Genomic DNA, 12,372 nt, shown 5'->3' with positions numbered 1-12,372 from the left:
TTATACCACACCGGCTGTGGGGGGCCGCCCCGCGAGCTCTACGTGGTTTCGGCGCGGAGAGAGACCCCTCGCCCGTCTCGCTGCTGAGCGGCGAGCCACCCTCTCCCACAAGGGGAGAGGGGAACGCACCGCCTGCGCGGCAAATCTACTCATGCCGGTGCGCCTGCTTGTGTGCCTTCGTCGGCTTCGCTTCCCCCGTCGGGATCATCACCACGCGGCCATAACGCACGCCGCGTTCGGCGATGATGTGGTAGCCCGGATGGAGCGAAGCGCAATCCGTGGCGGCTTCGATACGTGGACAGATCCCGGATTTCGCTCCGCTCCATCCGGGCTACGCGCATCTTACCTCGTTTCGTGAACGGTGCGAGAGAGAGGGCGCTCGCTCACAGCCGCGTTGCCCGCAGCCGCAGCGCATTTCCAACGACGCTGACCGAGGACAGCGCCATCGCGGCCGCGGCGATGATCGGTGAGAGCAGCACGCCGAAGGTCGGATAGAGAATTCCGGCCGCGATCGGAATGCCGGCGGCGTTGTAGATGAAGGCGAAGAACAGGTTTTGCCGGATGTTGCTCATCGTCGCCTGCGACAGTTTTCGCGCCCGCACGATGCCGGTGAGATCGCCCTTCAGCAGCGTGACGCCGGCGCTCTCCATCGCCACGTCCGTGCCGGTGCCCATGGCGATGCCGACTTCGGCTGCGGCCAGCGCCGGCGCGTCGTTGACGCCGTCGCCGGCCATCGCGACGCTGCGGCCGGCCTTCTGCAACTTTGTCACCACCGCGCTCTTCTGATCCGGCAGCACCTCGGCCTCGACATCGGCGATGCCGAGCCGGCGTGCGACGGCCTCGGCCGTGGTGCGGTTGTCACCGGTCAGCATGATGACCTTGATGCCTTCGGCTGCCAGTGCCTTCAGGGCCTCGGGCGTGGAAGCCTTGACCGGATCGGCGATCGCGAACAGGCCGGCAAGCCGGCCGTCGACCGCCATGTTGATCACGGTCGCGCCATCGCCGCGCAGCCGTTCGGCCTCGCCATCGAGCGTTTTGGTGTCGATGCCGATCGACATCAGATATCTGGCATTGCCGAGCACGATGGTTTTGCCGTCGACCTTGCCGGTCGCGCCCTTGCCCGTCGGCGAATCGAATTGCTCGACCTGGCCCAGCGCGAGCTGCTTCTCCTTTGCGGCGCGCATGATCGCATCGGCCAGAGGATGCTCGCTGGCGCGCTCGACGCTGGCGGCCATGCGGAGGATATCATCTTCCGCAAAGCCGGTGGCCGGCACGATCGCGACCACCTTCGGCTTGCCCTCGGTCAGGGTGCCGGTCTTGTCGACCACCAGCGTGTCGATCTTCTCCATTCGCTCCAGCGCCTCGGCGTTCTTGATCAGCACGCCTGCCTGCGCGCCGCGGCCGACGCCGACCATGATCGACATCGGAGTCGCCAGGCCAAGCGCGCAGGGGCAGGCGATGATCAGCACGCTGACGGCGGCGACGAGGCCGAAGGCCAGCCGCGGCTCCGGCCCGAACCAAGCCCAGGCCGCGAAAGCAGCGACCGCGACCGCAATCACTGCCGGCACGAACCAGCCCGCGACCTGGTCGGCGAGACGCTGGATCGGCGCGCGCGAGCGCTGCGCGTCCGCAACCATCTGCACGATCTGCGACAGCAGCGTCTCACGCCCGACCTTGTCGGCGCGCATGATGAAGCTGCCGGATTGGTTGAGCGTGCCGGCGATCACCTTCGCGTCCGTCTCCTTGGTCACCGGCATGGATTCGCCTGTGACCAGCGACTCGTCGAGCGAGGAACGACCTTCCAGAATGACGCCGTCGACCGGCACTTTTTCGCCAGGACGCACGCGCAAGCGGTCACCGGCATGAAGTGCGTCGATCTCGACCTCGTGCTCGCCGCCGTCAGCATCGACCCGGCGCGCGGTCTTCGGCGCGAGCTGCAGCAGCGCCTTGATCGCACCCGACGTCGCGTCGCGGGCGCGCAGCTCCAGCACCTGCCCGAGCAGCACCAGCACGGTGATGACCGCCGCCGCCTCGAAATAGACCGCGATCGCGCCTTCGTGCCCGCGGAAGGTGGCCGGGAAAATCTGCGGCGCGATGGTGCCGATCAGGCTGTAGACATAGGCAACGCCCGTGCCCATCGCGATCAGCGTGAACATGTTGAGGTTGCGCGTCAGCAGCGACTGCCAGCCGCGGACGAAGAACGGCCAACCGGCCCACAGCACCACGGGCGTGGCGAAGACGAGCTGGATCCAGTTCGACAGCGTCGCATCGATCCAGTTGTGCGGGCCCGCGAGATGGCCGCCCATCTCCAGCACGACGGCCGGCAGCGCCAGCGCGCCGCCGATCCAGAACCGCCGCGTCATGTCGGCAAGCTCAGGATTGGGGCCGGTCTCCAAACTTGCCACTTCCGGCTCCAGAGCCATGCCGCAGATCGGGCAGGTGCCGGGTCCGGCCTGGCGGATCTGCGGATGCATCGGACAGGTGTAGATCGTGCCTGCGGGCATCTCGGGCTGGGGTGTCTTCTCTTTGGCGAGATATTTTGCGGGGTCGGCGGCGAATTTGGCGCGGCAGCCGGCCGAGCAGAAATGGAAGGTCTCGCCATGATGGTCGAAGCGGTGCTTGGACGTCGCGGGATCGACCGTCATGCCGCAGACGGGATCGCGGACTTTTGCCGCGGCGCCCTGGTCATGCGCGTGATCGCCGTGCGCGCCGCAGCAGGACGCAGCCGCGGGCTTGTCGACCGGGGCACCCTTACTGGAACAGCCGCATCCGGAATGTGTTTCCGGCTTGTGATGGTGCTCGTGTTCCGCGTCGTTCATTGCCACGCTCCGGCCTTGCAAATGATACCCCAGGGGGGTATATAGTCCGCATGCGCAAGGACATCAAGGCATCTGTCGGAAAACGTCTCGGCCGGATCGAGGGGCAGGTTCGCGGCCTCTCGAAGATGGTCGAGGAAGACCGCTATTGCATCGACATCGTCACGCAGATCTCGGCGGTGCGCGCCGCGCTGCGCCGGGTCGAGGAAGAGGTTCTGAAAGATCACGTCGCCCATTGCGTCGAGCATGCGATCGCGAGCGGCGACAAGGCCGACCAGCGCGAGAAGATCGCGGAGCTGATGGCGGTGATCGGGCGGGCGGAGCGGTAGGTTCTGCTCGTCGCTCCCTTGCGACGCTCGCACAATTGCGGAGAGGGATGCGCGATATTTCCTCTGGCGTCGTCCTGGCCTAGTGCGCAATTGCGCACGGGAGCCAGGACCCATACCGCGGAATCCATCGAGCTTGCCAGGTAGCCCTACCGAACGACGAATCTTCGCCAAACGTCTCTCTGGGATAATGGGTCCTGGCTTTCGCCAGGACGACGCAGGGCAGTCGAGGCTACGCCGCCCTTTCGCGCGCCCGACCGCGCCGCCTTGGGCGGTCCATGGCCAGCTTCTTCAGCCGCCGGAAGCGCTCCGAGACGGTGATGCGATCGACCATCTCCGCTGGATGCGCGCTCACTTCTTCAGCCGGAACCGGCGCCTCTTCGTCAATCGCTTCAGGAACGAGCGGCGGCGCACTGAACGTTTCTGGAAACACACTGAATGTGCCGGCTACCTCCTCGAGCGGCTTCTGCTTGTCGGCCCAGTGCAAGGCGGTGTAGTCGAAGCCGTGCACGATGGTGGGTTTGACGACTTCGAAATAGGGCGAGATGTCGAAGTCGCGGGGCATGTAGAGCGAGGAATCGCGGATATGCAGGATCTCGCGGCGGGCAGCACGGCTGCCGGCCTTGGTGATCTTCGGCAGGATCGGATAGCGCACGGCGTCGAACGCCTGCGCGATCAGGGCCGAGCAGATGATCTTGGTGGGATCGCCCGAGCCGATCGAGATCATGCGGCGCCGCCAGCGCTGCGGGATCGGCAGCGGAAACAGAAAGCGCATCAGGTCGACGATGTTCTTGGTGTCGTAGCCGAAGCCGATGCGGTTGATCGCATAGCGGCAGACCGTGGTGCGGTCCTCATAGGACAGCCCGACCGGGCGGCAGACGCGGGTGTGATAGGGGAAATATTTCGACAGCGGCGCGGAGGTGACGCCTTCGCCGATATTGGCCTCGATCAGCACGTGCGGCTCGCCGTCGGGCTCTTCCGCGCCCTCGATCGGGCCGACATAGAGTGCGCCGTGGGACCAGGTCGACTGCGTCAGATATTTGATGATGCCGGAGATGCGGTTGTTGCCCTCGACCAGCAGCACGTCGCCGGGCTCCATGATGCCGCGCAGATGCTCGGGGTCGCTCGGCGTGAACGGCTCATAGCCCGGCACCTCCTTCGAGAGGTACGCGGCAATCAGCTTGCCGACTGAATCCAGGACCGTCCCCATTTCAAAACTCCCCCACGGCCTTTTCCGGCCGTCTTTTTCTCTTCTCTACCATGGTCGGAACGTGTTGCAATTCGGTTCATCGCTCCGTGACATCAAGCACGATTGATTCACCATGATGGTTGCCGCGCAACATCAGATACGGCAAGGTTCGCTAGCTGTTCCCGTTTGCTGCAAGTCTCCGGAAACCATGACATGACAATCACGCGCCGCAGCTTCCTATCGGCGTCGGCGGGCCTTGCTGCGATGCCGGTCCTGCGCGCAACCGCCGCGACCCTGCCGCGCGAGGCTGACATTGTCGTGATCGGTGCGGGCGCGGCCGGAATTGCCGCGGCGCGGCGCATCATGGCGGCCAATCGCAAGGTCGTGGTGGTGGAAGCGGCGTCGCAGATCGGCGGCCGCTGCATCACGGATACGACCACCTTCGACACGCCGTTCGATCGCGGCGCGCGCTGGATGCACAATCCCGACACCAATCCGATGATCCGGCTGGCGCGCAGCGCCGGGCTCGACGTGTTGCCGGCCCCATCAGGCCAGAAGATGCGCATCGGCCGCCGCAATGCGCGGGCCGGCGAGACCGAGGAGTTCCTGGCGGCGCTGGTGCGCGCCAACCGCGCCATCGACGAGGCCGCGCGCGGCAAGCTCGATACCGCCTGCGCCTCGGTGCTGCCGAAGGATCTCGGTGATTGGGCCGGCGCGGCCGAGTTCATGCTGGGCGCGAGCTTCGCCGGCAAGGACCTGAAGGAGCTGTCTGCGATCGACAAGGCGCGGGCACAGGATCGCAACGCCGCGATCGCCTGCCGCCAGGGCCTGGGGACCCTGATCACCAAACTCGGTGAGCAGGCGCCGGTCGCGTTGTCGACGCCGGCGAGCCGGATCGTCTGGAGCAATCGCGACGTCAGCGTGGAGACACAGGCCGGCAGGATCGCCGCACGCGCCGCCATCATCACAGTCTCGACCAATGTGCTGATTTCGGGCGCGATCAAGTTTGGGCCTGACATTCCCAAGCGCACGCTCGATGCTGCATCGAAGCTCACGCTCGGAAGCTACGATCACATCGTGCTGCAACTGCCGGGCAATCCGCTCGGCCTGTCGCGCGACGATATCCTGATCGAGCAGAGCAACTCGACGCGCACGGCGCTGATGTTCGCCAATATCGGCGGATCCTCGCTGTGTTCGATCGATGTCGGCGGCTCGTTCGGCCGCGATCTCACTCAGCAAGGCGAGAAGGCGATGACGGCCTTCGCCAGAGAATGGATCACGAAGCTGTTCGGCAGCGAAGTCGCCGCCGCAGTGCAGAAGGCCAGCGTGACGCGCTGGAACGCCTCGCCGTTCGTGATGGGTGCGATGTCGGCGGCCTCGCCCGGCGGTCAGCTCTCGCGAAGAATCCTCGCGGAGCCAATCGGCAACATGTTCCTCGCCGGCGAAGCCACGCACGAGACGCTGTGGGGCACTGTCGACGGCGCCTGGGAAAGCGGCGAGCGCGCCGCGGACGCAGCCTTGCGCAAGATCGGCGCGCTCAAGGACGAGCCGGCCGATGTCCCGACGCAGTCGACGAAGAAGCGGCGCGCGCCGCGGCAGCAGAGCAATTGAGTCATCGTCGTCCTGGACAAGCGCAACGCAGATCCAGGACCCATTACCCCAGGAAGTCGTTTGGCGAAGATTTGGGGGTATAAAAGCTGACCGGGGTAATGGGTCCTGGTTTTCGCCAGGACGACAATGGATGGCTTACCGCAAAATCCCATCCAGCAGCGGTAGTCCCGCGACCACCGCGATCGCGATCAGCCCGTAGCAAATCGCGCGAAACACCTTTTCGCTGGCACGGCCGAACAGCGACGCACCGAAGGCGACGCCGATCGCATAGACCGGACCGACGATCAGCGAGAGCACGAGCGATTCGCGCGAGATCAGGCCAGTGGTCGCGTAACTGACCATCGAGAAAAAATCCGACGCGCCAAAAAACAGCAAGATGTTGGCGCGCGCGACGATTGGCGCAATCGGACGGCCGAGCCAGTAGCCGACGATCGGCGGGCCGCCGGTCTGGGCGAGGCCGCTACAGAAGCCGGAGAGGCTGCCGATGCCGACCGAGAGCCAGGCATGGTCCTTGCCGCGATAGCGCCAGCCCGACAGCAGCAGAAGCAACAGCGCGGCGACGAAGCAGGAGATGATCCATCGCGTCGTGACGGGTTCGAGCACGCTGAGGAAATAGGTGCCGACGGGCACGCCGACCAGCGCGCCCAGCACGATCACGGCGGTGGCCTTGCGGTCGGCCTTGCGCCAGGCGTCAGGCAGCAGCGGCGCGGCCGCGACGAAATCGATCACGAGGAGCAGCGCGGCAACCAGACGCGGCGCCGCGATGCTGCTCGCCAGCGGCATGAAGATCAGCGCCGAGCCGAAGCCGGAGAAGCCGCGCGCGGTGCCCGAAACGAAAGCGACGGCGCAGAGCGCCATCGCAATGGTGAGGCTGACGTCCTTCGGAAGAAAGTCCGTGAGACTCATGCTCTATGATTTCTCGAGCATGATCATGCTCTCAAAGTGCCGCCGGTCTTCTTCGTCACCTCCGCCACGATCTTCGCGGCGACGGCCTCGATCTCCTGGTCGGTCAGGGTCTTTTCGCGCGGCTGGATCGTCACCGCGATTGCGATCGACTTCTTGCCGTCGTCGATGCCCTTGCCTTCGTAGACGTCGAATACGTTCACAGCGGTGATCAGCTTCTTGTCGACGCTCTGGGCCGCGCGCACGATGTCGCCGCCCTTCACGGTGCGGTCGACGATGAAGGCGAAGTCACGCGACACGGGCTGAAATGCCGACAGCTCGATCACGGGCTTGGCACGGGTCGGCTTCTTCTTCGCTTCGGGGATGCGGTCGAGGATCACCTCGAATACCATCAGCGGGCCGCCGGCGCCGAGCGCTTCGAGCGCGCGCGGATGCATCTCGCCGAAATAACCCAGCACGTTCTGCGGCCCGATCTGGATCGTGCCGGAGCGCCCGGGATGCAGCCAGGACGGGCCGCCCGCGACGATCTGAAGCGCCTGCATCGGCGCGCCGGCAGCGGCGAGCACCGCGAGCGCATCGGCCTTGGCGTCGAACAAATCAGCCGGCGCCGAACCCGACCAGTGCCGTCCGAGACCCTGCGATGACGCAAAGCCGCGGCGGACGCCGCCTGCCGCCATGAACTGATCCTGCGGGCGATCGCCCTTGAACACCTGCCCGACTTCGAACAGCGCGACATCGCCAAAGCCGCGATCGGCATTGGCCTGCGCCGCCGCGATCAGGCCCGCCAACAGGGTCGGGCGCATGTCGGACAAATCCGACGCGATCGGGTTGGCGACCTCGAGTTCGCGCTGGCCGCCGCCGAACAGCTCGGCCGCGGATTTCGTGATGAAGGACCATGTCACCGCTTCGATGATGCCGCGGCTCGCCAGCGCGCGCCTGGCGCGGCGGGTGCGGAGCTGGACCGGGGTCAGCACGGGTTTGCGTGCGTCCTCGCCGCGCTCGAACGGCGTCATCGGCACCTTGTCGACGCCGTGGATGCGGACGACTTCCTCGACGATGTCGGCTTTGCCGTGCACGTCGGTACGCCACGACGGCACGGCGACCTTCACGACCGGACCCGGGCCCGCCATCATGAAGCCGAGATGGGTCAGGATGCGCTTCATCTCCGGCATCGGCACTTCGATGCCCGACAGCCGCTTGACCTCGTTGACCGGAAAATCGATCACGCGGTCGTCGCCGAAGGTCTTGCCGACCACGACGTTCTCCGACGGCGTGCCGCCGCACATCTCCAGCACGAGTTTGGTCGCGAGCTCTAGCCCGGGCACCATGAAAGCCGGATCGACACCGCGCTCGAAACGGTAGCGCGCGTCCGAATTGATGCCGAGCTTGCGGCCGGTCTGGGCGATGTTGATCTCGTTCCACAGCGCCGATTCGATCAGCACGTCCGTGGTGGTCTCGTCGCAGCCCGAGGCCTCGCCGCCCATGATGCCGGCGAGCGATTCGACGCCGTGCTCGTCCGCGATCACGCAGACGTTGGGATCGAGATTGTAGGTGCGGCCGTCCAGCGCGAGCAGCGTCTCGCCGTCACGGGCGCGGCGCACCACGAGATGGCCCTTCACTTTCTTCGCGTCGAACACGTGCAGCGGCCGCGCGCGGTCGTAAGTCATGAAGTTGGTGATGTCGACCAGCGCGTTGATCGGACGCAGCCCGATCGCGGTCAGCCGCTTCTGCAGCCACTCCGGCGACGGCCCGTTCTTCACGCCGCGCACCAGCCGCAGCGCAAAACCCGGGCACAACGTCGCGTCCTCGACCGTGACCTTCACCGGGCAAGGAAATTCGCCCTTGATCGGCTTGATGGTGGGGTCCTTGAACTTGCCCATGTCGGCGGCGGCAAGATCGCGCGCGATGCCGTGCACGCCGGTGCAGTCCTGCCGGTTCGGTGTCAGATTGATCTCGACCACGGGATCGCCGAGGCCGGCCCATGCAGCGTAAGCAGCGCCGATCGGCGCATCCGCGGGCAATTCCATGATGCCGTCATGGTCGTTGGAAATCTGCAATTCGGCCGCCGAGCACAGCATGCCGCGGCTCTCGACGCCGCGGATGGTGCCGACCCCGAGGGTGATGTCCTTGCCGGGAATGTAGGTGCCGGGCGGCGAAAACACGCTGACAAGACCCGTCCGCGCATTCGGCGCGCCGCACACCACCTGCACCGGCGCGCCACCGTCGCCGGTGTCGACCATGCAGACGCGCAGCCGATCGGCATTCGGATGCTGCTCGGCGGAGATCACCTTCGCGATGGTGAAGGGCTTCAGCGCCTTCGCCTTGTCCTCGATGTTCTCGACCTCGAGCCCGATCATGGTGAGCTTCTCGGCCAGCTTGTCCAGCGGCTCGTCGGTGTCGAGATGTTCCTTCAGCCAGGAGAGAGTGAATTTCATGGCTGTGTGCCTCGGCTCTTGTCGGTGTTCACTGAGTTGCTTTTGTCGGTGTCAATGTTCCCTCCCCCCTTGTGGGGGAGGGTCAGGGAGGGGGGTAAGCCGCGGGCTCCGGCGGATGCCGCCTGGCGGATTGCCTCAACAACGCCCTCCAGATTTGTCATCACCTGCTCGTTGGTGAAGCGCAGAACCTGAAAACCCTCGGCAGCAAAGAACACATCGCGCTGTTGATCCGCCTTTTGGCGCTCTTCGAAATCGTGAGATTCCCCATCGACCTCGATGATGAGTTTTGACGAGAAACAAACGAAATCGGCGATGTAGTTTCCGATCGGTGCCTGACGTCGGATGCCGACACCATCCATCCGGTTAGCTTTCAAATACCGCCACAGCAGTGTTTCGGCGCGCGTCATCGCTTGGCGAAGCTGCTTCGCCCGGCTGCGCTGACGTTCGCTCACAACTGCGTGCGGCATCCGCGGCTACCCCCCTCCCTGACCCTCCCCCACAAGGGGGGAGGGAACGGAGAGAGTCTTTGCGTACGCGTGTCCGGGCAAGCCCATCACGAGCTCAGCCCTCCCGCCAGCGTCGGCACTTCGAGCGGCTTGAAGCCGTAATGGGAGAGCCAGCGGACGTCGCTGTCGAACAGCTGGCGCAAATCGGCGATGCCGTATTTCAACATGGCGATGCGGTCGATGCCCATGCCCCAGGCGAAGCCCTGGTACTCGTCGGGATCGATGCCGCAGGCGCGCAGCACGTTCGGATGCACCATGCCGCAGCCGAGAATCTCGAGCCAGTCCTCGCCCTCGCCGAAGCGGATCTCGCCCTTGTCGCGGCGGCACTGGATGTCGACTTCCAGCGACGGCTCGGTGAACGGGAAGAACGAGGGCCGGAAACGCATGTTGATATGGTCGACCTCGAAGAACGCCTTGCAGAACTCGTGCAGGATCCATTTGAGGTGGCCGAGATGCGAGTGCTTGTCGATGACGAGGCCTTCGACCTGGTGGAATTGCGGCGTGTGCGTCGCATCCGAATCGATGCGATAGGTGCGGCCCGGGCAGATCACGCGGATCGGCGGCTTCTGGCTCAACATGGTGCGCACCTGCACCGGCGAGGTGTGGGTGCGCAACAGCATGCGCGAGCCATCCTCCTTCGGATGGAAGAAGAAGGTGTCGTGCATCTCGCGCGCGGGATGGCCTTCCGGAAAATTCAGCTTGGTGAAGTTGTAGTCGTCGGTCTCGATATCGGGACCTTCGGCGACCGAGAATCCCATGTCGGCGAAGATCGTGGTCAGCTCGTCCCAGACCTGGCTCAGCGGATGGATGCGGCCGGCTTCAGCCGGCGCATCGCGCAGCGGCAGGGTGACGTCGATGGTTTCCGACGCAAGCCGCGCGTCGAGCGCTGCCGATTTCAAGACGTCGCGCCGCGCGGCCAGCGCCTCGGTGACCTGGTCCTTGGCCTGGTTGATCGCGGCGCCTTGGGTCTTGCGTTCGTCCGGCGACATTTTTCCGAGCGTGGCAAGCAGCGCCGAGATCGAACCCTTCTTGCCGAGGGCTGCGACGCGCACCGCTTCGAGGGCGGCCTCGTCGCCGGCGGCGGCGATCTGGTCGAGGATGGATGTTTCGAGCATTGCGAGGTCGGACACGGTCAAATCCCTGCTGCCAAATTCGGCTGGGTTGTCGCCGCCCGAAGGCCGTAACGTCAAGCGAAAAGCCGGTGATTCGGGCTGACGAGCGGCTGGGTTGAACCTCGCGCGGGAGGCTGGCACCAAGGAGGATATGAGGAGACTTTCGCGATGCTCTCAAGATCCGGTCTGGCTGCTCTCGCCGTCGTTCTCTCTGTCACGAGCACCCCGGCGCGCGCCATGGTCTGCATGGAGAAATCCATGACGCTGGACGAGGTCGTCGACACCATCGGTGCCCAGAAGGGCTGCGAAAGCGCGATGAAAGTGTTTCAGGATTGCCAATTGACCGCGAGCGGCGATGTCCAGCTCGGCGCCGCCGTCGAGAAGAAATGCGAGGCGGACTTCATGCCCAGCCTCAACAGTGCGCGGAAACAGGCTTACCAACGCGAGATGCGCGTGTGCGACCGGAAGTACCGGAATAAATCCGGCACCATGTATCTGTCATTCACCGCATTCTGCCGGGCGGAGATCGCCCAGCGCTACTCGCAACGCGCGCTGAAGGCCGGCGGAGCCGGCCGTTAGGCTTCAGGCCGCCAGAGCGGCTTTGGCCTTCTCGGCGATCGCCTGGAACGACGCGGGCTCGTTGATCGCGAGATCCGACAGCACCTTGCGGTCCACGGTGATCCCGGACTTGGCCATGCCGTCGATAAAGCGGCTGTAGGTCAGGCCGAACGGACGCACGGCGGCGTTGATGCGCTGGATCCAGAGCGCGCGGAACGTCCGCTTCTTGCGCTTGCGATCACGGAAGGCATACACGAGAGCCTTCTCGACCGCCGGCTTGGCGGTGCGGATCGTGTTCTTGCGGCGGCCGCGGAAACCCTTGGCGGCCTTGTAGACTTTCTTGTGCTTGGCGTGGGCGGTCACACCGCGTTTGACGCGAGCCATGACAAATATCCTTCAGAAGTGACTTGATGTTCGGATCGCCGCGAAAGCTGCGGCGCGGGTGGCAATGATCGTGGACGCGATCAGGCGTTCGGCAAGAAGTACTTCTTGACGTTGTCGCCGTCGGTCTTGAACAGCACGGCGGTGCCGCGCAGCTGCCGGATCTGCTTCTTCGTCCGCTTGATCATGCCGTGACGCTTGCTACGATGCGCGAACATCACTTTGCCGGTGGCAGTCACCTTGAAGCGCTTTTTAGCGCCCGATTTGGTCTTCAGCTTGGGCATTTGGCTCTCCTAATGGCCATAGAAATCCGCCCGCAAAGGCGGCTGGCCGTCAAAATGCTCGTTAGAGCGTTGATTGTGCTCAGGTTTTACGAACAAGCGCGAAACCCGCACGGACACCGCCACGGCAGCCCTTAATCAGCCGGGCAATGAAGGCTGGGCTTATGACAGAGGACGGGCGAATTGGCAACGATGAACCGGCGGAACCTAGCCGCCGACTATCCGGAATTGCTATCTTCATGTCCGGGCCGTGT

11 protein-coding genes are annotated in these 12,372 nt (G+C 64.9%); 3 read left to right on the top strand and 8 right to left on the bottom strand.

The window, feature by feature from the left end:
* Positions 1 to 383 precede the first annotated feature (383 nt).
* Positions 384 to 2,819, bottom strand: coding sequence for a heavy metal translocating P-type ATPase (locus tag AC0L3A_RS25170; RefSeq protein WP_473255387.1), 2,436 nt, complete (start codon positions 2,817 to 2,819; stop codon positions 384 to 386).
* Between the two features lie 50 nt (positions 2,820 to 2,869).
* On the opposite strand from AC0L3A_RS25170, the gene AC0L3A_RS25165 reads away from it, so the two are divergent.
* Positions 2,870 to 3,145: a metal-sensitive transcriptional regulator gene (locus tag AC0L3A_RS25165; RefSeq protein ID WP_007598521.1), complete on the top strand. Its 276-nt coding sequence runs from the start codon at positions 2,870 to 2,872 to the stop codon at positions 3,143 to 3,145.
* Between the two features lie 229 nt (positions 3,146 to 3,374).
* Here AC0L3A_RS25165 and AC0L3A_RS25160 read toward each other — a convergent pair whose 3' ends face one another.
* On the bottom strand, positions 3,375 to 4,352 hold the full coding sequence (locus AC0L3A_RS25160) for a YiiX/YebB-like N1pC/P60 family cysteine hydrolase (RefSeq protein ID WP_354200306.1): 978 nt from the start codon (positions 4,350 to 4,352) through the stop codon (positions 3,375 to 3,377).
* 192 nt (positions 4,353 to 4,544) lie between these two features.
* Between AC0L3A_RS25160 and AC0L3A_RS25155 the strand changes: the two genes are divergently transcribed.
* Positions 4,545 to 5,942 (top strand): flavin monoamine oxidase family protein, encoded by a 1,398-nt coding sequence (locus AC0L3A_RS25155; protein WP_473255386.1) that lies wholly within the window; start codon positions 4,545 to 4,547, stop codon positions 5,940 to 5,942.
* 135 nt (positions 5,943 to 6,077) lie between these two features.
* Here AC0L3A_RS25155 and AC0L3A_RS25150 read toward each other — a convergent pair whose 3' ends face one another.
* The 4 genes from AC0L3A_RS25150 to pheS all read right to left on the bottom strand — a co-directional run bounded on the left by AC0L3A_RS25150 (position 6,078) and on the right by pheS (position 10,916).
* A complete protein-coding gene (locus AC0L3A_RS25150; protein ID WP_219681922.1) occupies positions 6,078 to 6,848 on the bottom strand; it encodes a sulfite exporter TauE/SafE family protein in 771 nt (256 codons plus the stop codon).
* A 23-nt stretch (positions 6,849 to 6,871) separates the two neighbouring features.
* On the bottom strand, positions 6,872 to 9,280 hold the full coding sequence (gene pheT / locus AC0L3A_RS25145) for a phenylalanine--tRNA ligase subunit beta (RefSeq protein WP_473255385.1): 2,409 nt from the start codon (positions 9,278 to 9,280) through the stop codon (positions 6,872 to 6,874).
* Complete coding sequence (locus AC0L3A_RS25140; protein ID WP_473255384.1) at positions 9,277 to 9,747, bottom strand: endonuclease domain-containing protein; 471 nt, start codon at positions 9,745 to 9,747, stop codon at positions 9,277 to 9,279. Before AC0L3A_RS25140 ends, pheT begins: the two co-directional genes overlap by 4 nt.
* 86 nt (positions 9,748 to 9,833) lie before the next feature.
* Positions 9,834 to 10,916: a phenylalanine--tRNA ligase subunit alpha gene (pheS, locus tag AC0L3A_RS25135; protein ID WP_473255383.1), complete on the bottom strand. Its 1,083-nt coding sequence runs from the start codon at positions 10,914 to 10,916 to the stop codon at positions 9,834 to 9,836.
* Positions 10,917 to 11,066: 150 nt separating this feature from the next.
* Here pheS and AC0L3A_RS25130 point away from each other — a divergent pair, with 150 nt between their 5' ends.
* A complete protein-coding gene (locus tag AC0L3A_RS25130) occupies positions 11,067 to 11,477 on the top strand; it encodes a hypothetical protein (RefSeq protein WP_354127087.1) in 411 nt (136 codons plus the stop codon).
* A gap of 3 nt (positions 11,478 to 11,480) precedes the next feature.
* Here the strand turns inward: AC0L3A_RS25130 and rplT are convergent, their stop codons facing one another.
* Both rplT and rpmI read right to left on the bottom strand, forming a co-directional pair.
* Positions 11,481 to 11,840: a 50S ribosomal protein L20 gene (rplT, locus tag AC0L3A_RS25125; protein ID WP_007598538.1), complete on the bottom strand. Its 360-nt coding sequence runs from the start codon at positions 11,838 to 11,840 to the stop codon at positions 11,481 to 11,483.
* Positions 11,841 to 11,920: 80 nt separating this feature from the next.
* Positions 11,921 to 12,121: a 50S ribosomal protein L35 gene (gene rpmI / locus AC0L3A_RS25120; protein ID WP_007598540.1), complete on the bottom strand. Its 201-nt coding sequence runs from the start codon at positions 12,119 to 12,121 to the stop codon at positions 11,921 to 11,923.
* Positions 12,122 to 12,372 lie beyond the last annotated feature (251 nt).

It is taken from the genome of Bradyrhizobium sp. MI1.3 (genome assembly GCF_055811695.1).
This window is presented reverse-complemented; position numbering and strand designations above follow the sequence as displayed.

Bases quoted from the DNA above. Each gene is read 5' to 3' on its own strand.
- AC0L3A_RS25170 (WP_473255387.1), bottom strand. From the start codon at position 2,819: ATGAACGACGCGGAACACGAGCACCATCACAAGCCGGAAACACATTCC.
- AC0L3A_RS25165 (WP_007598521.1), top strand. From the start codon at position 2,870: ATGCGCAAGGACATCAAGGCATCTGTCGGAAAACGTCTCGGCCGGATC.
- AC0L3A_RS25160 (WP_354200306.1), bottom strand. From the start codon at position 4,352: ATGGGGACGGTCCTGGATTCAGTCGGCAAGCTGATTGCCGCGTACCTC.
- AC0L3A_RS25155 (WP_473255386.1), top strand. From the start codon at position 4,545: ATGACAATCACGCGCCGCAGCTTCCTATCGGCGTCGGCGGGCCTTGCT.
- AC0L3A_RS25150 (WP_219681922.1), bottom strand. From the start codon at position 6,848: ATGAGTCTCACGGACTTTCTTCCGAAGGACGTCAGCCTCACCATTGCG.
- pheT (WP_473255385.1), bottom strand. From the start codon at position 9,280: ATGAAATTCACTCTCTCCTGGCTGAAGGAACATCTCGACACCGACGAG.
- AC0L3A_RS25140 (WP_473255384.1), bottom strand. From the start codon at position 9,747: ATGCCGCACGCAGTTGTGAGCGAACGTCAGCGCAGCCGGGCGAAGCAG.
- AC0L3A_RS25130 (WP_354127087.1), top strand. From the start codon at position 11,067: ATGCTCTCAAGATCCGGTCTGGCTGCTCTCGCCGTCGTTCTCTCTGTC.
- rplT (WP_007598538.1), bottom strand. From the start codon at position 11,840: ATGGCTCGCGTCAAACGCGGTGTGACCGCCCACGCCAAGCACAAGAAA.
- rpmI (WP_007598540.1), bottom strand. From the start codon at position 12,121: ATGCCCAAGCTGAAGACCAAATCGGGCGCTAAAAAGCGCTTCAAGGTG.